Below are 26,649 nucleotides of genomic sequence, written 5' to 3' on the forward strand. Positions count from 1 at the left end.
CTCCGCTGCATTTTGCTAACAGCTAACAGCTAAAGGCTAACTGCTAGTCAAATTCCTCTCTTTGGATCAAAATGTTCCAGCTCCTGCGCTACTGCACTCAGGAAAGTAGCACCCAGGGAACCGTCTACAATACGGTGATCATAAGACATAGACAGGTACATCATATGCCTGATACCGATCGTATCTCCCTCTGCAGTTTCTATTACCATTGGACGTTTCTTGATAGCACCTACCGCCAGGATAGCTACCTGTGGCTGGTTGATGATAGGTGTCCCCATCAGGCTACCAAAAGTACCTACGTTGGTCAGGGTAAAAGTACCGCTCTGGGTATCTTCCGGTTTCAGCTTATTCTGACGGGCAGAATTAGCCAGGTGGTTTACCTGTTTGGTGAGGCCTACCAGGTTCAGTTGGTCTGCATTTTTGATCACAGGAACGATCAGGTTACCACTTGGTAAAGCCGCGGCCATTCCTACATTGATATCTTTCTTAATAATAATTTTATCACCGTCCAGCGAGCAGTTGATCAGCGGGAAACGCTTGATACACTTCACAATAGCCTCAATAAACAGGGGCGTAAAAGTAAGTTTCTCTCCTTCGCGTTTTTCGAAATCACCTTTCACCCGGTCACGCCATTTCACCAGGTTGGTTACATCGGCTTCAGCGAAGCTGGTCACATGCGGACTGGTTTGTTTGCTCATCACCATGTGATTGGCAATCAGTTTACGCATACGATCCATTTCCACGATTTCCACATTGCCGCTGTAGGTAGGTGAGGCAACGGTGGTATTGGTGACTACCGGCTGACGGGATACCGCAGAAGATACTGGTTCCGGCGTTACATCCGCTACCACTTTCCCTTCCCGGCGGTCTGCCACGTATTGTAAGATGTCTTTTTTAGTAACACGGCCATCGTTGCCGGAGCCCGGAATCTTTTCCAGGTCAGCAAAGCTGACACCTTCCTGCTGTGCAATGGTCAGTACCAGCGGTGAATAAAACTTAGCACCACCAGCTGAAACAGCGGTTTCAACAGCAGGGGTATGTACCGGCGCCGATGTAAATCTCGGCTCGGAAACAGCCGCAGGAGCTGCAGGAGTTACAGGTGCAGTAGCCGCCGCTGCATCGGCATTGGTATTAATACGGGCTATGACAGTACCTACTGCCACTACATCATTTTCATTAAAGAGCACTTCCGTGATCTCTCCTTCCGCAATGGAAGGTACTTCGCTATCCACTTTGTCAGTGGCAATTTCAAGTACGGTTTCATCTACTTTTACGTGATCGCCCGCCTTTTTATGCCAACGCAAGATGGTGGCTTCCATGATGCTTTCCCCCATTTTTGGCATTACCAATTCTACAATGGCCATAAGATTGATTTTTGCTTTAGTGCGCAACAAAAATAAGGGAATTGTAGCAATTCAAAATGGCTCAATATCCCTATTGCAGAATGAGTTTGCGCAACTCATTCATAGCGTAAACCGCGGTCATCTGGGTATTCCGTTCCCGGTCATACCGCAGCTGAAACTTTACGGTATTAATGGTGTCTTTATTTCCTACTGCAACCCACACTGTACCTACCGGTTTTTCCGGGGTACCACCATCAGGTCCCATGATGCCGGATACCGCAATAGCATAGTCGGTGTCCAGCAGCGATAACGCACCAGCCACCATTTCTTTCACTACCGCTTCACTTACAGCACCTTGCGTTTGCAACGTTTCCGGCTTTACGCCCAACACCTGCTCTTTTGTCTCATATGCATACGCCACCACGCTCCCCTTAAAATAAGCAGAGCTGCCGGGAATAGCCGTAATCCAGCTGGCTATCAGTCCGCCCGTGCAACTTTCTGCAGTAGCTACGGTTTTACCCTTTTCCTTTAATAATTGTCCCAATACCTCTCCCATCGTCATATCCCGGTCGGTGACCACTATATCCGCCACCAAATCCTTCAGCTCATGAAAGAGGATACTCACCTCTGCTGCTACCGATAACTTATCCTTGCCGAATGCGGTGAGCCGCAACTTCAGTAAGCTGTAACTGGGCAGATATGCCAGCTTTACGTGTGCCGGCAGTTTGGCTTCGAAAGCCGTCAGCCGCTCCGCAACAAATGATTCTCCCATACCGGAAGTAATCAGTGTCTGATGTATTACTGCAGGGGTATCAAAATGCTTTCCCAGCTGTGGTAACACATAATCCTCCATGATTCCCTGCATTTCATGCGGCACGCCGGGCATAGATACATAGATCTTCCCTTCTTTCTCAAACCACATGCCTGGTGCAGTTCCTCTTTTATTGTTAATCACGGTAGCCGATTCCGGTACCATGCTCTGATCAAGATTACGCTGCAGCAAAGCCAATCCCCTGCTTTCAAAAATATGCAGCACATTTTCGAGGGCAGCTTCATTTTGAACCAGCCTGGTATTAAAATACTCACAAAGCGTGGGCTTGGTGATATCATCTGCCGTAGGCCCTAACCCTCCGGTAATTAATACAATATCAGAAACAGCCGATTCACGGGCCAACGCTTCCAGGATATCTTCCTTCACATCGCCAATGGCTACACGCCGGTGAACCCATATCCCCATTGCATTCAACTGCTGCGCTATCCAGGCAGAATTGGTATCTATCGTTTGTCCTATCAGCAGTTCATCCCCGATAGTAATAATGCTGGTTGTGATCTTATCCATATACATGATTTTAGCTGTTAGCAGTTAGCTTTTAGCTTTTAGCAAATGCAGCGGAGATTAACATAACGCTATCTTCGCTGCATTTGCCAAAAGCTAACTGCTAAAAGCTAAAGGCTGGTAAAAAACTGTTCTAATCTCTTCTTCAGCTCTTCCGGCAAACCGGCTTTCTGCTTTGTATTCACATCAATGAATACCAGTGTGGTCACACCCACATTCAGCAATTCATTCTTCTCGTTATACAACTCACTGTGAAACTGTATCTTAGAACTCTTCGGCAACTCCCGGAGTGTAGTCTTTACCGTTATAAGGTCATCATAATATGCCGGCCGCAGGTATTTTACATTCAATTCTGCTACGGGCATGATAACGCCCTGATCTTCCAGCTCCTTATAGGTAAAACCCAGCTCCCTGATGGCTTCTGCCCTTCCTACCTCATAATACAGCCCATAATTGCCATAATAAAGATATCCCATCTGGTCTGTTTCACCATAACGCACCCTGATCGTTGTTGTACTGATAAACATGGTTCCTCGCTATTTTATACCCAAAACGTTTACTTGAAAATTTTATTTGCCCAGGGCACCATCGATCGAAAATTTACCCGGACCCGTAAACAACAATGTTACAAAGGCTGCCAGGAAAAAAACAGGTAATTCTTTTTCATCGAGGGGTTTATGGGCCTGAATCATAAAAATAATCACACTCATACAGATCACCAATGGGATAGAAGCCAGTCTGGTCAACAGTCCCATGATCAGTAATACCGCACAAAACACCTCTGCAAATACCGTCATACCCAAAGAAATTTTGTGACCTACACCCAATGGATCCGGAAAAGAATTCATTTTGGCAGTAAAATTGATCAGCTTGGGCCAGCCGTGCATCAATATCATCCCTCCGAATACCAGTCGGAGTACCAGCATAGAAAAACTTACGGCGCCATTTGTGTAACCGGTTGAGAACAGTTTTCTCATAGTAGGTAAGGTTTTTGTACTAAAAAATTATTTTTCGCAAGATAAATGAATAGACTTTGCCTTGCTTCCGGAGTTATCCACATTGTTGGAAACGCAATCGGAAAAGAAAAGATATAACTTTTATATTTGCTGATACCACCTGATTCGTTTCGCACTAAGCGCTTCAGAAGCATAGACATAAGAAACTGCCTATCAGGTCAGGCCATCGCAGAGTACTTCCCCGGCTGGAAAATATTTCCTCCCGGGATTCGTTTTAAACGCATATTCAAGAAATAACAGCTATAGCATGCAATTCATAAGAAAAGTTTTTATTCCCGGACATCTGTACTTATCGCTCCTGGCTTTTGCAGGCGCAGGTTTGGCAGGGATGCCTTCAGCACAGGCGCAGCAAACACGCGTATATACAGATCCGGAAAAAGTATTCAAGGATGCCCAGCAATATTTCCAGCAGGAAAAATATGCCGTATCCATGCAGCTTTTCAAGCAAACAATTGATAACATCGATTATTTCCATGAAACAAACCGCGACCTGGTAAAAACAGATGCGTTCTACTATTATACCATCTGCGCACTCAAACTGCAACAGGACAACGCAGAAAAAGAAGCGCTGAGATTTCTGAAACTGGCCAATAACAACGCCCGTGAAGAACTCGTCAGCTACCAGCTGGCAAAATATTATTTCCGCCAGAATAAACTCAAAGAGGCCATTCCCCTCTACGAGAAAGCCAATATCGAAAACCTGTCCAATGCAGAAATTGCAGAAGCAAAATTCGAACTGGCCTATTGCTACTTTAACCTGAAAGACTTCAAAAAAGCACAGCCACTGTTTTCCTCTATTAAGGAAGTACCCGGCAAATACAGTCTGCCTGCCAACTACTACTATGGTTTCATCGCCTACTACAATCACCAGTACGGAGAAGCCCTCAACAGCTTCCAGAAAGTAGTGAACGAACCTAAATACAGCAACGTAGTACCTTACTACATCGCTGAAATTTATTACTTCCAGGGTAAAACAGATCAGCTGATTGCCTATACAGAACCCCTGCTGGAAAAAGGCGGCCAATACTACGAAGCTGAACTGAAACAACTGCTCGGTAAGGCTTACTTCGAAAAAAAGAACTACAAGAAAGCACTCCCTTACTTGCAGGACTTCCAGAACAATGCAGATGAGGTAAGAAATGAAGATATCTACCAGTTATCATACGCCTACTACCAAACCAATAACCTCAGTAAAGCGATTACCGGCTTCAAACAGCTGAGCAGCTCAAAAGACTCGCTGGGACAAAACTCTATGTACCTGCTGGGCGACTGCTACCTGCGTACCGGTCAGAAAGCCAATGCCCGCAACGCTTTTGCCTTCTGCGCCAATAACAGCTCCAATGCACAGCAACAGGAAATTTCCCGCTTCAACTACGGCAAATTATCCTATGAACTGGGCTATCCGGATGCCGCACTCAACGAACTGACACAATTTGTAAAAACATACCCGCAGTCTTCCTATAACAAAGAAGCCCGGGAAATACTGGTGAACCTTTTCATGAACAGCAACAACTATAAAGATGGTTTGGCTACGATTGAAATGATCACCGATAAAAATCCTACCGTACTGAAAGCTTACCAGAAAGTAGCCTATGGCCGCGCCACACAGCTGATTAATGATCAGCAGCTGGCAGAAGCCGATCGCCTGCTGGACATCGCTATCAGCAACCCATACGACCCGCAGATCAAACAACTGGCTCATTTCTGGAAAGCAGAAATTGCCCTCCGTCAGAATAAAAATGACCAGGCTATCACTAACCTGAACGCCTATCTGAATACCACTGCGCCTGTTTCCGGTGAAGCCAACGCACAAACTGCCAGCTATAACCTGGGGTACAGCCTCCTGAAACAGAACAAATACACAGAAGCACTGCCTTATTTCGAAACCGCACAAAAAACCAGCGGCCCCAATGCACAACGCATTGCTACCGATGCGGCCCTCCGCAGCGCCGACTGCTACTATATGCTGCGTCAGTTCCCTAAAGCACTGTCGCTGTACGACCGCATCATCAACAACAACGAGCCAGGCGCCGACTACGCTACCTATCAGAAAGCGGTCATCCTGGGATTGCAGGGAAAACAAGCAGAGAAACTCGCATTGCTCAAACAACTGGGTAACAAGTTCCCCACCTCCGGTTTCAATAACGAAACAGATATCGAAATCGCCAATACTTATCTCTCAGAAGAAAAATATACAGAAGCCATTCCTTTCCTGGAAAATGTATTACAAAAGCAGCCTAACGGTCCTAACGCACCAAGGGCATTGCTTAAACTGGGACTCAGCTATTATAACAAAGACAACGACAGCAAAGCATTGTCCTATTACCGCCAGGTAGTGGAAAAATTCCCCGGCTCGCCCGAAGCCAACGAAGCACTGCAAAGTATGAAGTCTATTTATGTAAGCCAGGGCAAAACCGATGACTACCTCGCCTTCCTGAAGGCCAGTGGCAGAACGGTAACGGCTACTGCGGAAGACTCCCTCACCTATGCAGCAGCAGAATCCAGGTTCACCAGCAACGACTGTGCAGGCGCTACCAACGGATTCAATAACTACATCCAGAAATATCCAAACGGTCAGTTTATCTTACCGGCTTACTTCTATAAAGCAGAATGCGCGTATAACAATAAAGACTATACGGCGGCACTGCCAGCTTACGAATTTGTATTATCCCGCAACAACAGTTTGTATGCAGAAAGATCTGCACTGCAGGCGGCCAATATCAACTTCTACCAGCAAAAAAATTATGAGAAATCACGGACCTATTACCTGCAACTGCAGGACCTGGCCACCAGCAAAGAAAACAGTCTTTCTGCCACCAGGGGATTACTCCGTAGCAACTATCAGCTGAAACACTGGGATGAAGTGACCAACTACGCCGAAATGTTGCTGGCTGCCGCTAATATCAGCACCGATGACCAGATCATCGCTCATTTCTATCGTGGTAAAGCGCTGCAACAGGCAAAAGATTACGCAGCCGCACTCGCTGAATTCAAAACAGTGGCTGGCATGACAAAATCTGAAACAGGCGCTGAAGCCCGCTACAGTATTGCGGACTGCTACCTGCAACAGAATGAACTGGACGCCGCTGAAAAAGCAGGTTTTGATGTGATTAAAAATACCCCCTCCTACGAATTCTGGGTGGCTAAATCATATATTCTGCTGGGTGATGTATATACCCGTCAACAAGACTATTTCAATGCAAAAGCTACTTACCAGAGTATCGTTACCAACAGCACTATCCCTGAACTGAAACAGGAAGCAAAAGATAAACTGGCCAAAGCAGAAGCAGAAGAAAAAGCAGCAGGTAAAAAACCGAAGAAATAACATTCATTCCGGATGTTGGAATTTTGACATTTAAGCGCAACAAAGCATGAACATTCAAACAATATATAACAAACGTACTTTCATCATCACCGCACTGGGCGCAGCCGGACTGCTGTCTTCACAAAAGACCTTCGCCCAGGAACCGCTGAAACAGGAAACGATCGACATCATTTCCACCAATCAGCCTAAACTGCGCGATGCCTACAAGCTCAATCTCACGGCTACTTTGCCGGGAATTGATACCAGCAGGCCTTCGCTCAAATACCAGATACCGGCGCTGAACCTGAACTTCATGTACCAGGCCACGCCACTGAAACCACTGGCGCTGGGGAAAGACTCCCTCTCCTATCTGCAGAACAACTTCGTGAAACTGGGCTATGGTAATTTAAAAACACCTTATGTGCAGGCAGGCTTCGGTAGCGGCAGAAAAGATATGTATAACTATGGCCTGTATGTAAACTATACCGGCTCCCAGGGCAAAGAAATTTCAGACCAGATCTATAGCAACCTGAATGTGCTGGCTGCCGGTACTTACCTGCTGCCTAAATTTAAATTTGACGGAAGCATTGGCTACGATCGCAATACCGTTCACTATTATGGTTATGGTCATGATACCGCCAATTATAAAAAGAAGGATACAGAACAAACCTTTAACCAGCTGACGGCCACTGTAGGTATGCAAAACCGGCCACAGAACGACTGGGCATTTACTTTTCAGCCCCAGGTGAAGTTTATTCTGTTCAATGATTCCTACAAGCGCACTGAGAATACCTTCCTCCTGAAAGCTCCTATACGCAAGCAGGTGTTTGAAGATATCTACGTAGGTGTAGAAGGTGTATTTGACCTGTCTACCTATAAACAGGATAACAACCGCGCCATCAATAATAATATAGTAGCTGTTCATCCAGCGGTAGATATCATCAAGCCCGGATTTGTACTGCATGTAGGCGTAAATCCTACCTGGACCGACAGTAAATTTTATGTATTGCCAGACATCGTGAATGAATCACACCTGGTACGCAAAAAACTGATCCTGAGCAGTGGATGGATCTCTTATTTCGAAAAGAATTCCTATCGTAACCTGGCCAACAAAAATCCTTTCCTCGCGGGCTTACCCGGCGAAATGCTGAATACCCGTGTAGAAGAAAAATATACCGGTATCAAAGGTACTTTGGGCAGCCATTTTAACTATAACACCAAATTCGCTTCCGTTACCTGGTACAATATGCCGCTCTTTGTAAACGACAGCGCCGATACCAAGAAGTTCACCACCCATAATGAAACCATGCTGCGTGCCTTCCAGGTACACGCCGAAGTAGGTTATATAGAAGAAGAAAAATTCCAGGCACGCGTGAGCTTCGACTGGTATAACTATAACAAACAGGAAACAGAAGTACAACCATGGCATCTGCCGGCATTCCAGGGCGATTTGTTTGCACAATATACCATCGCTAAAAAATTACACCTCAATGCAGATCTCTTTGCACTGAGTGGCAGCTATTATCTGCTTCCCAACAAGGATTTCAATAAAACCAAAGGTGCATGGGACCTGAATGCAGGTGCATCCTATGATATCAGCAAAAATTTCGGCCTCTGGGTGAATGCAAATAATATTTTCAATTCGCACTACCAGCGCTACTACCTATACCCTACTTATGGGTTCAATATTGTGGGTGGAGTACTGATTAAGTTCTGACGGTAATACCGTCCATTGTTATCAGCTTTTAGCCATTAGCTTTTAGCTTTTAACAAATGCAGCGGAGATTAATATTTGATATCCTTCGCTGCATTTGCTAAAAGCTAAAAGCTAAAAGCTAATGGCTAAAAGCTGGCTAAGTGCCGACAAATTCTTAACTTCCCTTTTAGCAAAAACAGCAGAAAGCACCATATCCTGCGTTCCTCTCCGCTGCATTTACTAAAAGCTAACAGCTAAAAGCATGATGCTAGAACAATATATCCAGGAAGTGCTGTTTAAACAGCGGGTTTGTGTGGTACCACAGCTGGGAACTTTTTCTGTACAACATTTTCCGGCGCATTATAACTCCCAGGCACAAACGTTAACTGCTCCACGGGAGCAGGTGATCTTTACCCAGCAATGGCAGGACGATGGTTCCTGCGTGGAATGGATTGCCCTGAAGGAAAACCTGGTGCCCGCTGTAGCACAACGCAAGCTTGAAAAATACCTGGAAGAACTGAAAGAGGGTCTGAAATCAGGTACACCGCTGGTGTTGCCGGGTATTGGACAGTTACAGGGCGACTTTGCCGGTAACATCCATTTTCATGCGGAAGAGCTGCCCATAGAAAAAGCAACGTTAGACATTACGCCTATTGAGCGTGCAGATATTAAACCAGCTTCTTTTACACCACCACCTCCGCCGCCGCCACCGGAACAAAAGCAGGCACTGGAGCCTATCATGACAGAAGAAGTGGAAGATACACTGGAAGCAGTGACAGAAGAAAGTGGATTTAAATGGTGGTGGGCAGGTATTCCTATTGCAGCCATTGTAATAGGATTGGCCGCCTGGTGGTATATTTCCGGGGTGTCTACTGCTACATCTGCGTCTGCACCTTCGGTTAATACGGATTCCATTGCAAAACAGGCAGCTATAGATTCACTGAAACAGGTGGCAATAGCCGACTCAGTGGCAGCGGCCAATGCAGTACACACTTATTTTGCTGTTGTTAAAACATATAAAGATAGTAGTGCAGCGGTGCTGGCACAGAAAAAGCAGGCATCCTGGAAGAGAACATTGGTGATCTACAAAAGAGATAGTCTGTTCCGCACTGCGATTGAATTGCATGTGTTACCTGCAGATACAACGCTGCGACTCGACTCCATCAGAAGTGTATTCGGAAAAAATGTATACCTGGAATACTAGTCGTCAGACTTTAATTTCTCCAGCCACAATCTCCAGCCCCTCCGCAAACGTGCGGGGCTGGTATCCCAGCTCTTTTGCCGCCTTATCTATCAGCAATCCTGTCTTAGCAGGACGGGCAGCAGGTTGCGCCAATGTTTTCGCACTGATCTTTTCTACCAGCGAGGTATCCAGGTTAAAGAATTCGGCCGTTTTGATGGCCATATCATAAGGAGTGAGTATTTCATTACCGGAGATATTAAAGAAGCCGGTAGCTTTTTTATCTGCAATCAACAAACAGCCTTGCGCCAGATCATGACTGAGTGTAGGGGTACGCCACTGATCATCCACCACTTTCACTTTTTTACCCTGCTGTAAATTATTTTTCACCCAGGTAATCATGTTGTTGCGATGCGGATCTGCCACTACGCCATATACCAGCACCGTACGGACAATTGCCCACTGCGGCAGCTTGCTGTTGATGATCAGTCGCTCTGCAGCTACTTTACTGGTGCCATAATAATTGATAGGATTAACCGTAGCATCTTCACTGTAGGGCCCCTGTAAACCATCGAATACGAAATCAGTAGACAGGAAAATGAAGAAGGCATTGATACTTTCTGCTGCATGTACCAGGTAACGCGTAGCGCCTACATTGGTATCCCAGCAGGCATCCTTATTTTTCTCACAATCATCTACCTGCGACATAGCACCACCATGGATAATAATATCCGGATGATGCTTTTCCACCAGCTGTTTTACACTGCCGGCATCCCGGAGGTTTACCGCCTCATAGGTGTAGTTATCCCGCAGGGGAAAACGATTCGGGCCTCTGCCCGTGGCTATCACATCATATTTTCCATCTTGCAGAAAAAGCGGGATCAGATGTTGTCCCAATAATCCGTTACTACCAGTTATAAGTACCTTCATAAAGCCATATTCAAAACGCTATTTCTAAAGATAAGGAAAAACACGGATTTTGTCTTATTCAGGATTATACTGATTTAGATGATTCTCCAGATTTTTACTTTTTGATTTTATAAAAAAGATTAGCGAAGACCGATGCGGATATCCTCATCTATCTTCGCTAATCTTTTTTAATCGGGAAAAACAAAATCCGGAAAATCATCTAAATCAGTATAATCCCGAACAAAGACAAAATTCGCGGGCTACTTCTGCATTCCCAGGTTATACATCGTAAATGCCCAGATATCCGTTGCCTCGTCAATCAGTTTGGAAGTAGGTTTACCTGCACCATGTCCCGCCTGTGTATCAATACGGATCAGGGCAGGATTAGGACCTGCGTTATCTGCCTGCAGTGTGGCTGCAAACTTAAAGGAGTGAGCAGGCACTACACGATCATCGTGATCAGCCGTGGTAATCAGCGTAGCCGGATAAGCAGTTCCTGGTTTCAGATTATGCAGTGGTGAATACTGCAGCAGGTATTTAAACTGATCTGCATGATCACTGCTGCCATACTCCACTGCCCATGCCCAGCCGATCGTGAACTTCTGAAAACGCAGCATATCCATTACACCTACTGCCGGCAACGCTACTTTAAACAGTTCAGGACGCTGCGTCATGCAGGCGCCTACCAGGAGTCCGCCATTTGAGCCACCGCGGATCGCAATCTTTGTAGGGTTGGTGTATTTGCTTTTGATCAGGAATTCCGCTGCCCCAATAAAGTCATTGAATACATTCTGCTTCTTATCGAGCATACCGGCTTTATGCCATGCTTCGCCGTACTCACTGCCACCACGCAGGCCCACTACTGCATAAATGCCTCCCTGTTCCATAAAATACAGGTTAGATACGCTGAAGCCCGGTGTTTGCGGAATATTGAAACCACCATATCCATAAATCAATACCGGGTTGCTACCATTGAGCCGGATCCCTTTTTTGTAAGAAAGGAACATTGGTACGCTGGCGCCGTCTGCACTTTTAAAGAATACCTGTTTGGTTTCGTAACTGGCAGGATTGAATTTCACATCTGCTTTATCATATAAAGTAGATGTGCCTGTGGAGATATCATATTTATATACTGTAGGTGGTGTCACAAAAGAAGTATAGGTATAGAAGAACTCCTTATCTGCTGCTTTACCACCAAATCCGCCAGCGGTACCGATACCCGGCAGTTTTACTTCATGTACCAGTTTACCGTTGTAATCATACTGATATACTTTGGTAGCAGCATCCTTCAGGTAAGAAAGGAATAAATTGCCGCCGCCTGTGCCGGCTCCTTGCAGTGCTTCTTTCTTTTCCGGTACAATTGTTTTCCAGTTGGCTTCCGCCGGATTGGCCGGATCAATCAGTACCACTTTATAATTAGGGGCGTTGTGATTGGTGCGGACCATCAGCTTGCCACCATCATTGTCTATTACGCCAGGTTCATAGTCGAAGCCTTTTACCAGCATGGCAAAATCCTTTTGTGTGGGATTTTGCGTATCCAGGTAGCGAAGTTCCCGGCCGGAAGTGCCTTCAGAGGTGCTGAGGATGAGGAAACGCTCATCTTCCGTTACCTGTACTGCGGCATTACGCAGGGGATGTTCATCGTCTTTATATATTAATACATCCTTTTCCTGTGTATCTCCTAATTTATGGTAGTAAACTTTCTGGAACTGGTTTTTGCCGGATAGTTTGTTTTGTTCATCCGGTTTGTCGTAGCGGCTGTAATAGAAGCCATCACCTTTCCAGGCGAGGCCGCTGAATTTCACCCATTCCAGTTTGTCAGACAGGAGTTGTTTCGTTTCCACGTCCATAACAAAACCTTCCTGCCAGTCGGATCCTGCTTTGGCGAGCAGGTAAGCTGCATGTTTGCCGTCTTTGGAAAAAGCGATGCTGCCCAATGCGGTGGTACCGGCGGCGGAGAGCTTGTTGGGATCCAGGAAAATTTCCGGGGTACCTCCTAAAGTGGCAGTGCGGTAAAGGATGGCCTGGTTTTGCAGTCCATCATTCTTAAAATAGTAATAATAATTACCATGTTTAACTGGCGCTCCGTTTTTCGGATAATTCCAGAGTTCTTCCAGTCGTTTCCGGATTTCCGCGCGGAAAGGGATTTTTGAGAGATAGTCCTGTGTAACCTTATTCTGTGCTACAACCCAGGCTTGTGTTTCTTCGCTGTGATCGTTTTCGAGCCACCGGTAAGGGTCTGCTATCTTGGTACCATGATAATCGTCTACTGTATCTACCTTTTTTGTGTCCGGATAGCTAATTGTTTGCTGCTGTCCCATTGCTTGTAATGCTATTAAACTCACGCTCATAAAGATCCATCGTTTATTATTTTTATTTAACATGCGTAATATTTTTTGAAAATTTTAGCTACTTTGTTTGATGGAAATTAAAAATTTAGGTTATTTCATCAGATAACAGTTAGAAAACAATTGCAAAATGTTATTTTTGTGCGCCTTTAAGATATTTTTTTAGCAATTTATATGAAAAAACTGAACAACATTGCAGTCCTTACATCGGGAGGAGATGCTCCTGGCATGAACGCCGCAGTTCGTGCAGTTGTAAGAACGGGCATTTATCATCAGCTGAATGTGTATGGCATTATGTACGGCTATAGGGGAATGTTGAAGAACGAAATTTTCCCGATGGAGTCCAAATCTGTAGCCAACATTATACAGCGCGGAGGCACCATATTGAAGACCGCCCGGTGCAAAGAGTTCTATGAATATGAAGGGCGAAAAATGGCTTACGAAAATCTGAAAAAACACAACATTGACGGGCTTGTAGTAATTGGTGGAGACGGCTCGTTCAATGGTGCGCAAAAGTTCAGCCAGGAATTTGACATTCCGTGTATAGGCTTGCCTGGTACTATTGACAAGGACATTGCAGGGACTGATTCTACTATTGGTTTTGACACGGCTGTGAATACAGCGGTAGAAGCGATAGACAAGATCAGGGACACAGCGGATGCGCATGACCGTTTATTTGTAATCGAAGTAATGGGCCGCGACGCTGGTTACATTGCATTACACAGCGGCATTTCCACCGGTGCGGAGCACATATTGCTGCCTGAACGCAAAACAGAAGTAAATGACATTATCGAAGAGCTGCAGGCAAACGAACGCCGCAGAAAACTGGTTAATCTGATTGTAGTAGCCGAAGGTGATGAAACCGGCGGTGCTACTGAAGTTGGTCGCATTATTAAAGAAAGGTGCCCTCAGCTGGATACCCGGGTAAGTATCCTTGGGCATATTCAGCGTGGTGGCGCTCCCACCTGCACAGATCGTATTCTGGCCAGCCGCCTGGGCTATGCTGCCGTAGATGCCCTCCTCGAAGGCATCCACAATGTAATGATTGGTGTTGTCAACGACAAGATCCATTACACCCCTCTTGATAAAGCTGTTAAAGCCAAACAGGAAATTGACCCCGAATGGTTTAAGATTGTTAAAATTCTTGCGAGTTAAAAAATTAGACTTATGAGTACAAAGGATCTTTCGAAATACTATCACAAGCAGATGGATAATGCTGCGGGTAGAGAACACTCTTCGCACAAAACAAAAATCGTGGCTACCGTAGGGCCAGCGTGTGATACCTATGATGGACTGCTGACATTGGTAAAAGCTGGTGTTAACGTATTCCGCCTCAACTTTTCTCATGGATCTCATGAAGACAAAGCGAGGATCATTGAATATATCCGTCAAATCAACAAAACCGAACCTTACACCGTAGCTATCCTGGCCGATTTACAAGGTCCGAAGCTCCGTGTAGGTGAAATCGAAAACAATGCCCTGCCATTGAAGAAAGGTGATATCCTCACTTTCGTGAATGAGAAGCTGGTAGGCAACATGGAAAAAATTTACGTTTCCTATCCCGACCTGTACAAAGATCTTAGAGTTGGCCAGAAAATCTTGCTGGACGACGGTAAAATTGAAACAGTAGTAAAAGAAATCACTGCCAGCGGCGAAATCAAAGCAGAAGTTTCCTTACCAGGTGTATTGTCTTCCAAAAAAGGCTTCAACCTGCCAGATACCAAAATATCTCTGCCAGCACTGACAGATAAAGATATTGTGGATCTGGAATTCATCATTGATCACGAATGTGACTGGGTGGCATTGTCTTTCGTAAGAAGCGTAAAAGATCTCGCTGTATTGCGCAAACGTCTGGAAGCACGCAATTCTAAAATGAAGGTGATCTCTAAAATAGAGAAACCGGAAGCGATCCAGAACCTGAAAGAAATTATCTGGGAAAGTGATGGCGTGATGATTGCCCGTGGTGACCTCGGTGTAGAACTGCCGGTAGAGCAGATCCCGATGATCCAGAAAGACATCATCCGCAAGTGTATTCACCGTGCAAAACCCGTTATTGTGGCTACACAAATGATGGAAAGCATGATGGACCGCACCCGTCCTAATCGTAGTGAAATTACCGACGTTGCTAACGCTGTACTGGAAGGTGCCGATGCAGTAATGCTCAGCGGTGAAACAGCTACCGGTATGTTCCCTGAACTGGTGATCCAAACCATGAACAAAATCATCCAGGAAGTAGAAAAAGAAGCGATCATCTACAACCGTAACCTGATCCCTCACCGTCACTCTCCTACCTTCCTCAGCGATGCACTGTGTTACAATGCATGTAAAATTGCGGAAGACCTGGATGCAGATGCCCTCATCGGTATGACCCAGAGCGGCTACACCGGCTTTATGCTGAGTAGCTACCGCCCTCGCAGCCCACTCTTTATCTTCACCAAAGAAAGATCACTGGTGAATCAGCTGAGCCTCAGCTGGGGTGTTCGCGCTTTCTACTACGAAGAAGAAGAAAGTCTCGATGATATCGTTTTCGATCAGATCAACATCCTGAAAGAAAGAGGTTTCATTAAAACAGGTGATGTAGCCGTTAACACTGGTAGCACTCCCGTAAAACAACACTTACCAACCAATATGCTGAAAATTACGAAGGTTGACTAGCTTTTAGCCGTTAGCTTTTAGTAAATGCAGCGAAGACAATAATTTGTACAGCCATTGGCTGTTAGCTAATTCCATTTAGCAAAAAAACGCAACGGAGATTAAGTCTGGTACTTAATCTCCGTTGCATTTTACATAAAACGTAATACGGTCGTCTCCGCTGCATTTACTAAAAGCTAACGGCTAAAAGCTTTCCAATATACAGACTTGTCTGTTTGTAAAATAATGCCTAATATTGCCTCATGAAAGAACAGGGCGCCAAAGAAAGAATTTTGAATACCGCCAGCGATTTGTTTTACCAACAGGGCTACCTGGCCACTGGCATTAACCAGATCATTGAAGAAGCTGGTATTGCCAAAGCCAGTCTGTATCAGCATTTCCCGTCCAAAGAGGCGTTGCTTACAGAATACCTGCTGAGAACCCGGCTCAGCAGACAGGAAGAGCGAACACAATTCCTGAAAGATATGGAACCAGGCAAGGAAAAGCTATTGGGGCTATATGAATACCGCCTGCAACACATGCAAAGCAATCAATTCAAAGGTTGCGCCTTTATTCGTATCGCCTACGAATTACCTGGACTCAATGAAGATGCGCTCCTCCAGATACGCACACATACCCAAAGCCTGCGATCATTTATAGCAGAACAATTACAGGTTATTAAAGATCCGTTCCCTGAAGATGAATTAAATGAGATGACAGACATGCTGCTGAACCTTTACGAAGGTGCCGGCCTGCAAGGGTATACGCAAAAGTCCGCCAAGCCAATGGAAAATACTAAGAAAGTGGTGCTAAAACTGCTGGCCACTTTGTAAGACCAGGCCCCCAACGGCGATCCATCATTAACAATTATTCAACAATCATCCAAGCAATTCAAAAATTTCGCCTACATGAAAACAGACCAGTCTGTATATATCACCGCTCCTACTGTCAATCCATGGCTTTCCCTGGCAGTTATCCTGCTGGCGCCACTGATTACGGTGATAGACATCTTCATCGTTAACATCAGCGCTCCGGCCATCAAAGCTTATTTTCACAGCACGGATGCCGCCCTGGAACTGGTGATAGCTTCTTATCTGCTGGGATACGCCGTATTCCTGATTACCGGCAGCCGTACCGGCGATTACCTCGGCAAAAAAAAGGTGTTCATTGCCGGACTGGCAGCATTCACCATCACCTCCGCCATGTGTGGCTTTGCCGGCTCCATGGACATGCTCATCATCTCCCGGTTGTTACAAGGCATGGCAGCCGCGTTTACCGTACCACAAACCATTACGCTGATCCAACTGAACTTCCATTCGCCGGCAGACAGGGACAAAGCATACGGACTATACGGAATATCACTGGGTACAGGTGCTACCATCGGGCAATTTCTGGGTGGGTATTTCATTTCTTCTCACCTGATTACAGATGGCTGGCGGTTAATCTTCCTGGTCAACCTGCCAGTAGGTATCATTGCCATGATACTTGCCTGGTATTTTGTGCAGGAGTCTGAGCAAAATAAATCTACCCGCTTTGATGTGCCGGGTATCGTTTTGCTTACACTGGCATTATCTCTCCTGATATACCCTATCATACAGGGCTCCGAGCTGGGCTGGCCATTGTGGACAATAGGCATGCTGATAACAGCATTCATACTGCTGGTTGTTTTTGTAGGATATCAATACAGGTTAGGCAAACAACAACGCGATCCGCTGGTCCCGATGGAACTCTTTCGTATACGGAGTTTTAACACAGGTATCCTCAGCGTATTGTTTTTCTTCGGCGTAAATACCTCGTATATTTTTACGGTGTCTATCTACTTCCAGAATGGCTTTCACATATCTCCTTTTACGGCAGGCAAATATTTCGTGCTGCAAACCATTTCCTACCTGCTGGCATCTCTATGGTCCATCAAAAATGCAGTACGCTTTCGCATCCGTTTATTACAGGTCGCCTGTTTGTTGATGATCATCTCTTTTATCGGGCAGTTAATATTATTTTGGGGAGATGAGATAACGCCCTGGGAAATTATTCCCTGTTTGATCATATACGGCAGTGGTTCCGGTTTGCTGATGCCTTCTTTATTAAAGGTAGCGATGTGGGATATACCGGCCTCCAAAGCAGGAGCAGCCAGCGGCGTATATTCTACGATCCAGCAAATTGCTTCTGCTTTGGGAGTAAGTGTACTGGGTGGTATTTTTCTCTACCTGGCCCGCACTTCCGGCAACTATTATATGGCTTATAAAGTAGCGCTATATTGCATGATGGGCTACCTGTTAGTCGTAATATGGATGCTCAACCGGGTTAAGCGCTGAGTACTCCTTTTGTTTTTTTATAAGTAGTCAGATAAATGATCAGTGCCACTGTAATCAAAGCAGTACCAGCGATACATACACCATTCCATTGCGCCACTGACCACACCCACAATCCAATACCGGAGCCCAGCGAAGTGCCAATAAAACTGGCAGTCATAAACACCGTATTCAAACGGTTCCTTGCTTCCGGCAACAAGGTGTAGATGCGGGTTTGATTGGATACATGGATGCCTTGCAAACCAAGATCAATGGCAATGATGCCGATGATAATGCCGATAATATTTGTTTGGAACGCATAAAACAGGAAGTAGCCCAGGAATAAAAAAATGATACCATACCCAATGGCTATACGTGGATTTTTTTTATCTGCAATCCGTCCTACCAATGGAGCGCCCAGCGCACCTGCAGCGGCAGCGAGTCCCATTAGTCCTATTTGCTCACTCGTATACTTAAAGGGAGCAGCAGATAACAGGAATACCACCGTAGTCCAGAACATGCCGAACATAGCAAAGCAACACGCATTGATGGCAGAAGCCTCCCTTAACATGGGCTGCTCTTTGATCAGCGTGAGTAATGATTTCATCAGATCACCGTAAGTACCACTGAAATTAGGCTTGCTGGAAGGAAAAGAAGTGATCATAATTACTGCCAGCAGTGCGCTGATACCCGCTGCTATCCAGAACATGGCGCGCCATCCGAAGTGATGACCAACCACACCGCTCAGGGTGCGCGATAATAATATGCCCACCAGTAAGCCACTCATGATCGTTCCTATTACTTTACCACGACTGGCAGGATCTGAAAGATTGGCTGCCAGTGGCAATATCAATTGAGGAACTACGGAAGTAAAACCAATCATCAGGCCTGTAATTTTCAACATCGTAATATTGACAGATTTTGCAGCAGCAATCAGGGCCACCACAGCGGCCAGTGTCATTACTACTATCTGGCCTTTTCTCTCCAGCTTATCTCCCAAAGGCACGCAAAATAACAACCCCAGCGCATAGCCTACCTGTGTAAAAAAAGTTACCTGTCCTGCGTTGCTTTCACTCACCCCAAATTCGTCACTCATCAACACCAGCAAAGGCTGGCTATAATAAATATTAGCAACGATCAACCCTGTACAAAGGGCCATAATCAATATATTCCATCTGCTGAGCGCCATAAAGTCCGTTTGTTTTTTAGCAATGCAAAGATAGCAATTCGCTTTTAGGACTTTGCTTTTAGTGGAAAACGGTAAATTTGTGTGACTATTTACTAAAAGCTACAGAGTATGTTTACAAGCATCAATCCATTTACACAGGAAACCATTGCTGAATATACAGCACACACGCCATCAGAGATAGAACAGAAATTACAGCAGGGCCACAAAGCCTGGCAGCAATTACTGGAAGTGCCGCTGGAGCAACGCCGGCAGTGGATGATGCAGGTAGCACAATCCATGAAGGATCAGGTAGATATCCATGCAGCACTGATTACGCAGGAAATGGGCAAAACGCTGAAAGAAGCAAGAGCAGAAGTATTAAAGTGTGCCACCTCCGCCGAATATTATGCAGAAAACATAGCCGAAATGTTACAGCATAAACCCATCCGTTCCGATGCCTATAAAAGCTATGTTTCTTATGAATCAAAAGGTATCGTACTGGCGATTATGCCCTGGAATTTCCCTTATTGGCAGGTATTCCGTTTTGCTATTCCCAATATACTCGCAGGTAATACCGGCTTACTGAAACATGCCAGTAACGTAAGTGGTTGCGCACTCGCTATAGAAAAATTGTTTTCGGAAAGCAATTTTCCCGCTGGCACTTTCCAGTCTGTACTGGTATCTTCCAAAGATATAGAACCCATCATCGCAGATCCCCGTGTACAGGGCGTTACCCTCACCGGCAGTACGCCGGCTGGTAAAAGTGTGGCAGCACTGGCAGGCAAGCATATCAAAAAAACGGTGCTGGAGCTGGGCGGCAGCGATCCTTTCATCGTATTGAAAGACGCCGACCTGGAAGCCGCCGCCAAAACCGCCGTTCAGGGACGCATGCAAAACGCCGGTCAATCCTGTATTGCCGCCAAGCGCTGGATTGTGGAAAAAGAAATTGTACCGGCTTTTACAACGGCGGTAAAACGCATTATCGAAGAACTGAAACAGGGCGACCCTACCCAGGAAAGTACTACCATGGGGCCTATGGCCCGTCCCGACCTGGCAGACGACCTGGCCAGACAGCTGCAGGAAAGTATCAGTCAGGGCGCCACACTGGAGTTGGGTGGCACGCATGAAGGCTGTAACTTTGCTCCCACCCTGCTGACAGGGGTGACTAATCAGATGACAGCATTTAAAGAAGAAACATTCGGGCCACTGGCCGTTATCATAGAAGCCGCTGACGAAGCCCATGCCATTGCTCTTGCCAATGAAACAGAATTTGGTTTAGGCGCTGCACTGTGGACCAGCGACCTCGATAAAGCTGCCCGGCTGGCTACACAAATAGAAAGCGGCAACGTATTTATTAATGCCATGGTTCGCTCAGATGCACGCCTGCCCTTTGGTGGCGTAAAACAATCGGGCTATGGACGCGAATTATCACTGGAAGGCACACACGAATTTTTGAACGTAAAGACCGTTTATATACAACAATAAAGCTTTTAGCCATTAGCTTTTAGCTTTTAGGAAATGCAGCGAAGACTAACATATGATGATATCCGCTGCATTTCCTAAAAGCTAAAAGCTAACAGCTAACAGCTAAAAAGCACTGTAATGACCACTTCTCTGAAACGCGACCGCTACACTCCCTATATCAGTTTCTCCCGGAAAGAATGGGCAGAAAGAAGCGGTGATGCTTTGCTGCAAATGCAGGACTATGACCTGGAAGCGCTGCATGGCATGAACGAACCACTCACACAGGAAGAAATTACCCAGGTATATCTTCCACTCGCACATCTGTTGAATTTATATGTAACCGCTTCACAACAGTTACATAACGCTACCAGCAATTTCCTCAGCAGCCAGGTACACAAAGTACCTTACATCATTGGTATTGCCGGAAGCGTGGCTGTAGGAAAAAGTACTACCGCCAGAGTATTGCAAAAACTCCTGCAGGCATGGCCTAACCATCCAAGAGTAGACCTGGTCACCACGGATGGTTTTCTATATCCCAACAAAGTGTTGGATGCCAATAATATCATGAACCGCAAGGGCTTTCCCGAAAGCTATGATATCAAAAGGCTCATCCATTTTCTGGCAGATGTGAAATCAGGCAAAGAAAAGGTAGCAGCGCCCCTCTACTCGCACCTTGAGTACGATGTATTACCCGGACAGTTACAGTGGATAGAACAGCCTGATATTGTGATTGTAGAGGGCGTGAATGTGTTGCAGGTACGTCACCGCCAACAGCAGAAAGATCCTGCCGTTTTCGTATCCGATTTCTTCGACTTCAGTATTTATGTGGATGCAGCAGAAAAAGATATCCGCAAATGGTACATCGCCCGCTTTGAATCGCTCCGTATGACCGCGTTTCAGAATCCTGAATCTTTTTTCCACCGGTATGCCCATCTCTCCGATACCGCCACAGTGGAATTAGCCACTCAGATATGGGATGATATCAACAAACCTAACCTGGAACAAAATATTGCGCCTACCCGCTACCGCGCAAGCCTGATCCTGGAAAAAGGACATCATCATTTTGTTCAGTCCATTCAACTGAGAAAAACTTAATGTCAGATACTACTAAGATTCGTGAGCAGCTGCAGGCATTGCTAAAAGAACCCATGGTTCATTGGGAACAATTTGAGGCCATCCTGCAGCCCGTCTCTTTCCTGGCTGGAGACTATCTTTCAGAAGCCGGGAAAACCGCCAATGCCGTTTTCTTTATTGAAACGGGTATTGTCAGAGTATACACCGTTCATGATGGCAAGGATATCAGTATGGATTTTGCCTTTCCCGGTGCTTTTACCGCGTCTTATGCCTCTTTCATTACGAGGCAGCCTGCTGCGGTAAATCTGCAGGCTATTACCCCGGTAACCGGCTACGCCTTTTATTATCAGGACCTGCACGGCTTATATGCCAGCTCTCATCAGTCTGAGCGGATCGGCCGCCTTATGGCAGAATACCAATACCTGAACAAATACGACCGGGAGCTGTCCTTCCTTCAGTTTACTGCCCAGGAAAGATATGCGCGGCTACTGCAGGAACATCCGGAAGTAGTGCAGCACATATCTATTAAACAAATTGCTTCCTATCTGGGCATCGAGCCGGAAAGTCTCAGTCGCATCCGTAAAAATATGAGTGCGCCGGATTAACTAACATTTGTTAGTGTCATTTGTGAAGAAGATGATGACATTTGTATTCTAAAAAATACACACATGGCATTCTTTTCTGGCTTATGCAGTATCGCTCTTTTGCTCCTGGCTATTGGCTATATCTTTTCTGTTTCGGCATTGCAGCTGCTGTCATTCGATGCACGTATATCCGCCGCCGTTATGTTTCTGATGATTGGCTTCTTCCATTTACTGAAACCAGGCAAACTCATTTATATGATTGAAGGATGGTTTCCCTTCCCCCGTTTTCTTATCTTGTTTACCGGCGTATTGGAAATGTTGCTGGGAGCAGGTCTATTATTTCCTGCCACACAATACTATGCCGGCTGGGGATTAATGATACTGCTGGTCGGTATGTTTCCTGCTAATATCCGTGTGGCGGTACAACAACTACCTGCTCCCGGCGGACTACCGGCCAAACCCTGGTATACCTGGAGCCGGTTAGCATTTCAGCCACTCTACATTTTATGGATATGGTGGGTGATTAATTAATAACTTTATTCCATTCTTCAAAATTTGCTACACCATGCGCATACAATTTTTACGCAATGCTACATTGCTATTAGAATGGAATAACAAACGGATACTGGTAGACCCTATGCTCGGCGCGAAAGACAGTCTGGATACCGTTCCCAATGCGGCAAACACCATCCGCAACCCGATGACGGAACTCCCTGTGAACGAATCCGAACTGAAACAACTGCTATCTTCTTTAGATGCGATCCTTGTCACCCATCGCCACCGGGATCACTGGGATGTTACCGCGCAGGCTATTTTATCGAAACAACTACCGGTATTTTGTCAGCCGGAAGATGTAACAGCATTGACAGAACAAGGTTTCACGCAGCTAATACCTGTTCATACGTCCGTTAACTGGGAAAATACCACTATCAGCCGCACCGGCGGACAACACGGCACCGGAGAAATCGGTAAAATGATGGCCCCCGTGTCCGGCTTTGTGTTACAGGACGAACACACTACTTTATATATTGCCGGAGATACCATCTGGTGCGAAGAAGTGAATACTGCAATGGATACTTTTCAACCGGATTATGTGGTTGTAAATGCCGGCGCTGCACAATTCCTGCAGGGAGATCCTATTACCATGACTGCTGCGGATGTGATTAAAACCATTCAGCATCCTGCGCAGAGCAAAGTGATTGCGGTGCATATGGGTGCCATCAATCATTGTTTTCTGAGCAGAGAAGCATTGAGAGTGGAAGTAAGCGCTGCAGGCTTGTCGGCACTTATCCCGGAACAGGGTGAGTGGATTAGTGCAGAGTAGGAAAGGTATGACTACTGCTGTTAGATCCACAAACTATTTGTTTGTCTGCCATCATGAAACTGCACAAAAAAGTGCTATTCAAATTTATTTCTTCGAAAACAAAATGCATTCATCATGAGTGAGAAATTTCACCAAAAAATGCAGGAAGCTTTTATACTCGATGATTTTGAAACAATGAAAACGCTGGTGACCGATGGCGCTGACGTAAATTCAGTCGATGCCCGGGATGGTAGCCCGATCCTTCAACGAGCTGTAATTGAAAACAAAAAGGCCATGATCGATTTTCTAATAGCCCATCATGTCGATGTAAACAAGACAGATCGAAGAGGGATGACAGCGCTTCATTATGCTGCCATGTATAAATTTATTGATATCGCGGAAACCCTAATTGATGCCGGCGCACCAATAGATATAGCTGATCAGTCCGGAAATACACCTTTGGCATACGCGATAAGCGACAAACGGGAAGGATACCTTGAAATGATAAAATTATTAATCGATCACGGGGCAAATACTGACATCAAAACCAGGGATGGCAGATCGATGCTTGAATTTTATGGAATTTCATTAACAGACATCTAACCATTTAAAAACGGCATTAGCATAATTATTCAAAAAAAGGGGCTGTCTCATTTTCAGAGACAGCCCTTTTTGCATAATAATGTCGGGAGTTATTACACCCATTCATTAACATGTTTTGCGTTGCCCATGCTAACTTCACGGGCTGAAATGGTAAAGGAGATGACCATTGGGTTTTTGTTTTCGTAGTCGAAAGACTCTTCAAACTTAACCAGGTAACCTTCTTTAAATTCCAAAGTTTTCAGTTTGGAATCAGTGTCTCTTTTGTAGAAGGTGATGGAACCATCTTTGCGTTCAAAGTTGTTTACCATCCACTCAAAGAGTTCTGTTTTTCCGGTAGATTCTACCGTCAGCTTAATACGTCCGCCACGGGTAATTGCCGATGGGCGTCCGGTAGCATCTGTTTCCTGTGTGAGATCGTAGGCGACATGCTGTACGTTGTACTCTTCACCGCCTGCTGTGAATTTTGCCTTGAAGGACATGTGGGTTAATTTTTAAGGTTACAATAAAGAAAAAATAATTAGGATTTATTTATGTATTTATAAGTCCCAAATATAGGATGAAATTTTTCAATAGTCAAGAGTCCTAACAAATAATTTTAATTCCAATATCTATCGTCAATATACCCATCAAAGTTAGTGTGAACGACTGTTCAGCAACATCATTTGTCTGCAGTTATCAAGGTCCCTGCTCTTACTTTCTACCTTCGCATTCAGGTCTGCCACCTGCACTTTCAGGTCAGCAATACTTTGCTGTGCATTTTGTAATTCACGCAGTTGTTGCTTGGTTTGTTGCAGTGATAAACAGTTTTGCACAATGTTGTCGTACAGCCCGTAATGCGTAACGGCTTCTTTGGGAATAGAGTTGCGCATATCTGCCAGGGAAGCGGCTATTACCTGATCCATATAATTAGCGTTCTGGTTAGGCAGATTAATGGAATCGAGGTTATGTTTTACCTTTTCCAGCTTCTGCAGGAACTCTGTCTGGAAGGCCTGTTCCTGTCTGAATGAACTCAGTTCTTTACGCAGGGAAGCATTTTCCCTGGCAGGGACCTGGTAATTAAAGAATACGGCTAACACAAACAAGGCGACTGTTATGATAAAAAATAACAGGAACCATATAAAGGAAATACTTCTTTCCTGCCTGTTTAATACTTGCATACTACGAAATGATTTTTTTGATTGAATTTATCGGGATACGAAATATGTTGTTTCATTTTCTTAGTCGGTAAAAAACCAACGTTTGGTTTTATGCTTACGCAGGTATTCGGCATCTTCGGCTGATTCTTCTTTCACAAAAATATTGCTGTCCTGCTTGCGTCCGATATAATCCAGTCTGCTCAGGCTTTCAAACAGTTTATTGACGGCCCGTACAAAAGGAATCATGGGTTGCAGACACTCTCTAATATCGAGGTGTTTATAACGGATATTGGCACAGTTGATCATCAGGTTTTCCAGTTCACCCTGCCGTAATTCACACCATTCAGATAAGTAGTTGAGTAATTCTTCTTTACCTGCGCCGGCGCGTTGGTCAATAGCGTTTTTCATAGTACGGGCGAGGCCGGCAATAATTTCCAGCATCTGTGCAGGTGCCTGGTTCAGGGCCAGCCATCTGAACTGGGTGATGCGGGTACCGAGGAACTGAACCATTTTTTCGGTAATATACAATACTACCAGCGCCAGGTCATTATTCTGATTTCTGCCGTAAATTTTTTGCACGATGTGTACGCCATAGAGTTCCATTTGTCCCAGGAACTGATCCAGCTCATGGTGGAGATCTATTAAAGCAGGATGTGCACTAACAATGCTACATGGAGGAATGTAATCATCATCCATCTGCGGTCGGCCATCCGCCACACTAATGCGGGCCAGCACCATCTGGTAGCTACCCAGCTGACCGGATGGCAACTGAGAAGCGGGTGCTACATACAAACTATATTCCGGGGTAGCATAAGGCAGTCTTGGTGGATCTTCATCCAGCAAAGGCTCTCCACTGGGTTGCCGGTTAAAGGGGTTCACCTGTATGATCACGTAATAGGTACTTTCTGTATGCTGCGGATCCCAGGTATAAGTAGCTTCCGGAAAAGTAGTGGCATATTTCAGCGAGTGTACGGTATGCTCCGGTACTTCTATTCTTCCTCCGCCGGGAGTTACTGCCCGGCACTCTGTTAACTTAATACGCCACTGCTGTTGATTATCACTGATAAACCAGCAACGCAGGGATTCTTTATTTTCTGCTTTAGGAGGCAGCAGGCCATAGTTGAGTGCATGTATACTGCAGGAAAGTGCATCCCTGATCTGATCCAGCAGTGCATTTTCGGTATCAATAAAATGCTGCTTCTTTATCTTCATGCCATCGACCCAGTTAACGGGAAAATGCTTTAGCGGTTCTGCCATAATGCT

The 26,649-nt window shown here is 45.4% G+C and carries 23 protein-coding genes; 13 read left to right on the forward strand and 10 right to left on the reverse strand.

Annotation, left to right across the window (positions count from 1 at the left end; all coding sequences use genetic code 11):
* Positions 1-47: 47 nt before the first annotated feature.
* The 4 genes from AB4Z08_RS15165 to AB4Z08_RS15180 all read right to left on the reverse strand — a co-directional run bounded on the left by AB4Z08_RS15165 (position 48) and on the right by AB4Z08_RS15180 (position 3,656).
* A complete protein-coding gene (locus AB4Z08_RS15165) occupies positions 48-1,364 on the reverse strand; it encodes a dihydrolipoamide acetyltransferase family protein (protein ID WP_441574596.1) in 1,317 nt (438 codons plus the stop codon).
* A gap of 70 nt (positions 1,365-1,434) precedes the next feature.
* Positions 1,435-2,682 (reverse strand): CinA family nicotinamide mononucleotide deamidase-related protein, encoded by a 1,248-nt coding sequence (locus tag AB4Z08_RS15170; protein WP_441574597.1) that lies wholly within the window; start codon positions 2,680-2,682, stop codon positions 1,435-1,437.
* Between the two features lie 107 nt (positions 2,683-2,789).
* Positions 2,790-3,206 (reverse strand): acyl-CoA thioesterase, encoded by a 417-nt coding sequence (locus AB4Z08_RS15175; RefSeq protein WP_441574598.1) that lies wholly within the window; start codon positions 3,204-3,206, stop codon positions 2,790-2,792.
* A 42-nt stretch (positions 3,207-3,248) separates the two neighbouring features.
* Positions 3,249-3,656, reverse strand: coding sequence for a DoxX family protein (locus AB4Z08_RS15180; RefSeq protein WP_441574599.1), 408 nt, complete (start codon positions 3,654-3,656; stop codon positions 3,249-3,251).
* A gap of 286 nt (positions 3,657-3,942) precedes the next feature.
* Between AB4Z08_RS15180 and AB4Z08_RS15185 the strand changes: the two genes are divergently transcribed.
* From AB4Z08_RS15185 to AB4Z08_RS15195, 3 genes are all read left to right on the forward strand, one after another.
* Positions 3,943-7,020, forward strand: a complete 3,078-nt coding sequence (locus tag AB4Z08_RS15185) for a tetratricopeptide repeat protein (protein ID WP_441574600.1) — start codon at positions 3,943-3,945, stop codon at positions 7,018-7,020.
* Between the two features lie 46 nt (positions 7,021-7,066).
* A complete protein-coding gene (locus AB4Z08_RS15190) occupies positions 7,067-8,716 on the forward strand; it encodes a hypothetical protein (protein WP_441574601.1) in 1,650 nt (549 codons plus the stop codon).
* 241 nt (positions 8,717-8,957) lie between these two features.
* The gene (locus tag AB4Z08_RS15195) at positions 8,958-9,899 is read left to right on the forward strand and encodes a hypothetical protein (RefSeq protein ID WP_441574602.1); all 942 of its coding nucleotides are present in this window, start codon (positions 8,958-8,960) and stop codon (positions 9,897-9,899) included.
* Positions 9,900-9,902: 3 nt separating this feature from the next.
* Here the strand turns inward: AB4Z08_RS15195 and AB4Z08_RS15200 are convergent, their stop codons facing one another.
* Both AB4Z08_RS15200 and AB4Z08_RS15205 read right to left on the reverse strand, forming a co-directional pair.
* Entirely contained in the window at positions 9,903-10,805 is a 903-nt protein-coding gene (locus AB4Z08_RS15200) for an SDR family oxidoreductase (RefSeq protein ID WP_441574603.1), read from the reverse strand.
* A 239-nt stretch (positions 10,806-11,044) separates the two neighbouring features.
* Positions 11,045-13,135 (reverse strand): prolyl oligopeptidase family serine peptidase, encoded by a 2,091-nt coding sequence (locus AB4Z08_RS15205; RefSeq protein ID WP_441574604.1) that lies wholly within the window; start codon positions 13,133-13,135, stop codon positions 11,045-11,047.
* A 171-nt stretch (positions 13,136-13,306) separates the two neighbouring features.
* On the opposite strand from AB4Z08_RS15205, the gene pfkA reads away from it, so the two are divergent.
* From pfkA to AB4Z08_RS15225, 4 genes are all read left to right on the forward strand, one after another.
* Positions 13,307-14,287: a 6-phosphofructokinase gene (pfkA, locus tag AB4Z08_RS15210; protein ID WP_079468763.1), complete on the forward strand. Its 981-nt coding sequence runs from the start codon at positions 13,307-13,309 to the stop codon at positions 14,285-14,287.
* 12 nt (positions 14,288-14,299) lie between these two features.
* Positions 14,300-15,787, forward strand: coding sequence for a pyruvate kinase (pyk, locus tag AB4Z08_RS15215; RefSeq protein WP_441574605.1), 1,488 nt, complete (start codon positions 14,300-14,302; stop codon positions 15,785-15,787).
* A gap of 239 nt (positions 15,788-16,026) precedes the next feature.
* On the forward strand, positions 16,027-16,596 hold the full coding sequence (locus tag AB4Z08_RS15220) for a TetR/AcrR family transcriptional regulator (RefSeq protein ID WP_441574606.1): 570 nt from the start codon (positions 16,027-16,029) through the stop codon (positions 16,594-16,596).
* A 75-nt stretch (positions 16,597-16,671) separates the two neighbouring features.
* Positions 16,672-18,078, forward strand: coding sequence for an MFS transporter (locus AB4Z08_RS15225; protein ID WP_441574607.1), 1,407 nt, complete (start codon positions 16,672-16,674; stop codon positions 18,076-18,078).
* On the opposite strand, the gene AB4Z08_RS15230 is transcribed toward AB4Z08_RS15225, so the two are convergent.
* Positions 18,068-19,243 carry an MFS transporter gene (locus AB4Z08_RS15230; RefSeq protein WP_441574608.1) on the reverse strand — a complete coding sequence of 392 codons (1,176 nt, stop codon included), beginning with the start codon at positions 19,241-19,243 and terminating at the stop codon, positions 18,068-18,070. The two genes, AB4Z08_RS15225 and AB4Z08_RS15230, sit on opposite strands and share 11 nt — an antisense overlap.
* 108 nt (positions 19,244-19,351) lie before the next feature.
* Here AB4Z08_RS15230 and AB4Z08_RS15235 point away from each other — a divergent pair, with 108 nt between their 5' ends.
* The 6 genes from AB4Z08_RS15235 to AB4Z08_RS15260 all read left to right on the forward strand — a co-directional run bounded on the left by AB4Z08_RS15235 (position 19,352) and on the right by AB4Z08_RS15260 (position 24,250).
* Positions 19,352-20,707 (forward strand): NAD-dependent succinate-semialdehyde dehydrogenase, encoded by a 1,356-nt coding sequence (locus AB4Z08_RS15235; RefSeq protein ID WP_441574609.1) that lies wholly within the window; start codon positions 19,352-19,354, stop codon positions 20,705-20,707.
* Between the two features lie 117 nt (positions 20,708-20,824).
* Positions 20,825-21,781 (forward strand): type I pantothenate kinase, encoded by a 957-nt coding sequence (gene coaA / locus AB4Z08_RS15240; RefSeq protein ID WP_441574610.1) that lies wholly within the window; start codon positions 20,825-20,827, stop codon positions 21,779-21,781.
* Positions 21,781-22,365 (forward strand): Crp/Fnr family transcriptional regulator, encoded by a 585-nt coding sequence (locus tag AB4Z08_RS15245; protein WP_441574611.1) that lies wholly within the window; start codon positions 21,781-21,783, stop codon positions 22,363-22,365. Before coaA ends, AB4Z08_RS15245 begins: the two co-directional genes overlap by 1 nt.
* A 63-nt stretch (positions 22,366-22,428) precedes the next feature.
* Positions 22,429-22,875, forward strand: a complete 447-nt coding sequence (locus AB4Z08_RS15250; RefSeq protein WP_441574612.1) for a DoxX family protein — start codon at positions 22,429-22,431, stop codon at positions 22,873-22,875.
* Positions 22,876-22,909: 34 nt separating this feature from the next.
* Entirely contained in the window at positions 22,910-23,668 is a 759-nt protein-coding gene (locus AB4Z08_RS15255) for an MBL fold metallo-hydrolase (protein ID WP_441574613.1), read from the forward strand.
* Between the two features lie 114 nt (positions 23,669-23,782).
* A complete protein-coding gene (locus AB4Z08_RS15260) occupies positions 23,783-24,250 on the forward strand; it encodes an ankyrin repeat domain-containing protein (RefSeq protein WP_441574614.1) in 468 nt (155 codons plus the stop codon).
* A gap of 92 nt (positions 24,251-24,342) precedes the next feature.
* Here AB4Z08_RS15260 and tssD read toward each other — a convergent pair whose 3' ends face one another.
* From tssD to AB4Z08_RS15275, 3 genes are all read right to left on the reverse strand, one after another.
* Positions 24,343-24,729, reverse strand: a complete 387-nt coding sequence (tssD, locus tag AB4Z08_RS15265; RefSeq protein ID WP_441574615.1) for a type VI secretion system tube protein TssD — start codon at positions 24,727-24,729, stop codon at positions 24,343-24,345.
* 153 nt (positions 24,730-24,882) lie between these two features.
* Positions 24,883-25,407, reverse strand: a complete 525-nt coding sequence (gene tssO, locus AB4Z08_RS15270; RefSeq protein WP_441574616.1) for a type VI secretion system TssO — start codon at positions 25,405-25,407, stop codon at positions 24,883-24,885.
* Between the two features lie 60 nt (positions 25,408-25,467).
* Positions 25,468-26,643, reverse strand: a complete 1,176-nt coding sequence (locus AB4Z08_RS15275; protein WP_441574617.1) for a hypothetical protein — start codon at positions 26,641-26,643, stop codon at positions 25,468-25,470.
* Between the last annotated feature and the right edge of the window lie 6 nt (positions 26,644-26,649).

It is taken from the genome of Chitinophaga sp. RAB17 (assembly GCF_052114225.1).
Classification (GTDB): Bacteria; Bacteroidota; Bacteroidia; order Chitinophagales; family Chitinophagaceae; genus Chitinophaga.

What these genes read in the sequence shown, in the direction of transcription:
- AB4Z08_RS15185 (WP_441574600.1), top strand. Translation starts at nt 3,943, where the DNA reads ATGCAATTCATAAGAAAAGTTTTTATTCCCGGACATCTGTACTTATCG.
- AB4Z08_RS15260 (WP_441574614.1), top strand. Translation starts at nt 23,783, where the DNA reads ATGAGTGAGAAATTTCACCAAAAAATGCAGGAAGCTTTTATACTCGAT.
- tssO (WP_441574616.1), bottom strand. Translation starts at nt 25,407, where the DNA reads ATGCAAGTATTAAACAGGCAGGAAAGAAGTATTTCCTTTATATGGTTC.
- AB4Z08_RS15175 (WP_441574598.1), bottom strand. Translation starts at nt 3,206, where the DNA reads ATGTTTATCAGTACAACAACGATCAGGGTGCGTTATGGTGAAACAGAC.
- AB4Z08_RS15170 (WP_441574597.1), bottom strand. Translation starts at nt 2,682, where the DNA reads ATGGATAAGATCACAACCAGCATTATTACTATCGGGGATGAACTGCTG.
- AB4Z08_RS15195 (WP_441574602.1), top strand. Translation starts at nt 8,958, where the DNA reads ATGATGCTAGAACAATATATCCAGGAAGTGCTGTTTAAACAGCGGGTT.
- AB4Z08_RS15255 (WP_441574613.1), top strand. Translation starts at nt 22,910, where the DNA reads ATGCGCATACAATTTTTACGCAATGCTACATTGCTATTAGAATGGAAT.
- AB4Z08_RS15250 (WP_441574612.1), top strand. Translation starts at nt 22,429, where the DNA reads ATGGCATTCTTTTCTGGCTTATGCAGTATCGCTCTTTTGCTCCTGGCT.
- tssD (WP_441574615.1), bottom strand. Translation starts at nt 24,729, where the DNA reads ATGTCCTTCAAGGCAAAATTCACAGCAGGCGGTGAAGAGTACAACGTA.
- AB4Z08_RS15190 (WP_441574601.1), top strand. Translation starts at nt 7,067, where the DNA reads ATGAACATTCAAACAATATATAACAAACGTACTTTCATCATCACCGCA.
- AB4Z08_RS15165 (WP_441574596.1), bottom strand. Translation starts at nt 1,364, where the DNA reads ATGGCCATTGTAGAATTGGTAATGCCAAAAATGGGGGAAAGCATCATG.
- AB4Z08_RS15275 (WP_441574617.1), bottom strand. Translation starts at nt 26,643, where the DNA reads ATGGCAGAACCGCTAAAGCATTTTCCCGTTAACTGGGTCGATGGCATG.
- AB4Z08_RS15180 (WP_441574599.1), bottom strand. Translation starts at nt 3,656, where the DNA reads ATGAGAAAACTGTTCTCAACCGGTTACACAAATGGCGCCGTAAGTTTT.
- coaA (WP_441574610.1), top strand. Translation starts at nt 20,825, where the DNA reads ATGACCACTTCTCTGAAACGCGACCGCTACACTCCCTATATCAGTTTC.
- AB4Z08_RS15235 (WP_441574609.1), top strand. Translation starts at nt 19,352, where the DNA reads ATGTTTACAAGCATCAATCCATTTACACAGGAAACCATTGCTGAATAT.
- AB4Z08_RS15205 (WP_441574604.1), bottom strand. Translation starts at nt 13,135, where the DNA reads ATGAGCGTGAGTTTAATAGCATTACAAGCAATGGGACAGCAGCAAACA.
- AB4Z08_RS15245 (WP_441574611.1), top strand. Translation starts at nt 21,781, where the DNA reads ATGTCAGATACTACTAAGATTCGTGAGCAGCTGCAGGCATTGCTAAAA.
- AB4Z08_RS15225 (WP_441574607.1), top strand. Translation starts at nt 16,672, where the DNA reads ATGAAAACAGACCAGTCTGTATATATCACCGCTCCTACTGTCAATCCA.
- pyk (WP_441574605.1), top strand. Translation starts at nt 14,300, where the DNA reads ATGAGTACAAAGGATCTTTCGAAATACTATCACAAGCAGATGGATAAT.
- AB4Z08_RS15230 (WP_441574608.1), bottom strand. Translation starts at nt 19,243, where the DNA reads ATGGCGCTCAGCAGATGGAATATATTGATTATGGCCCTTTGTACAGGG.
- AB4Z08_RS15200 (WP_441574603.1), bottom strand. Translation starts at nt 10,805, where the DNA reads ATGAAGGTACTTATAACTGGTAGTAACGGATTATTGGGACAACATCTG.
- AB4Z08_RS15220 (WP_441574606.1), top strand. Translation starts at nt 16,027, where the DNA reads ATGAAAGAACAGGGCGCCAAAGAAAGAATTTTGAATACCGCCAGCGAT.
- pfkA (WP_079468763.1), top strand. Translation starts at nt 13,307, where the DNA reads ATGAAAAAACTGAACAACATTGCAGTCCTTACATCGGGAGGAGATGCT.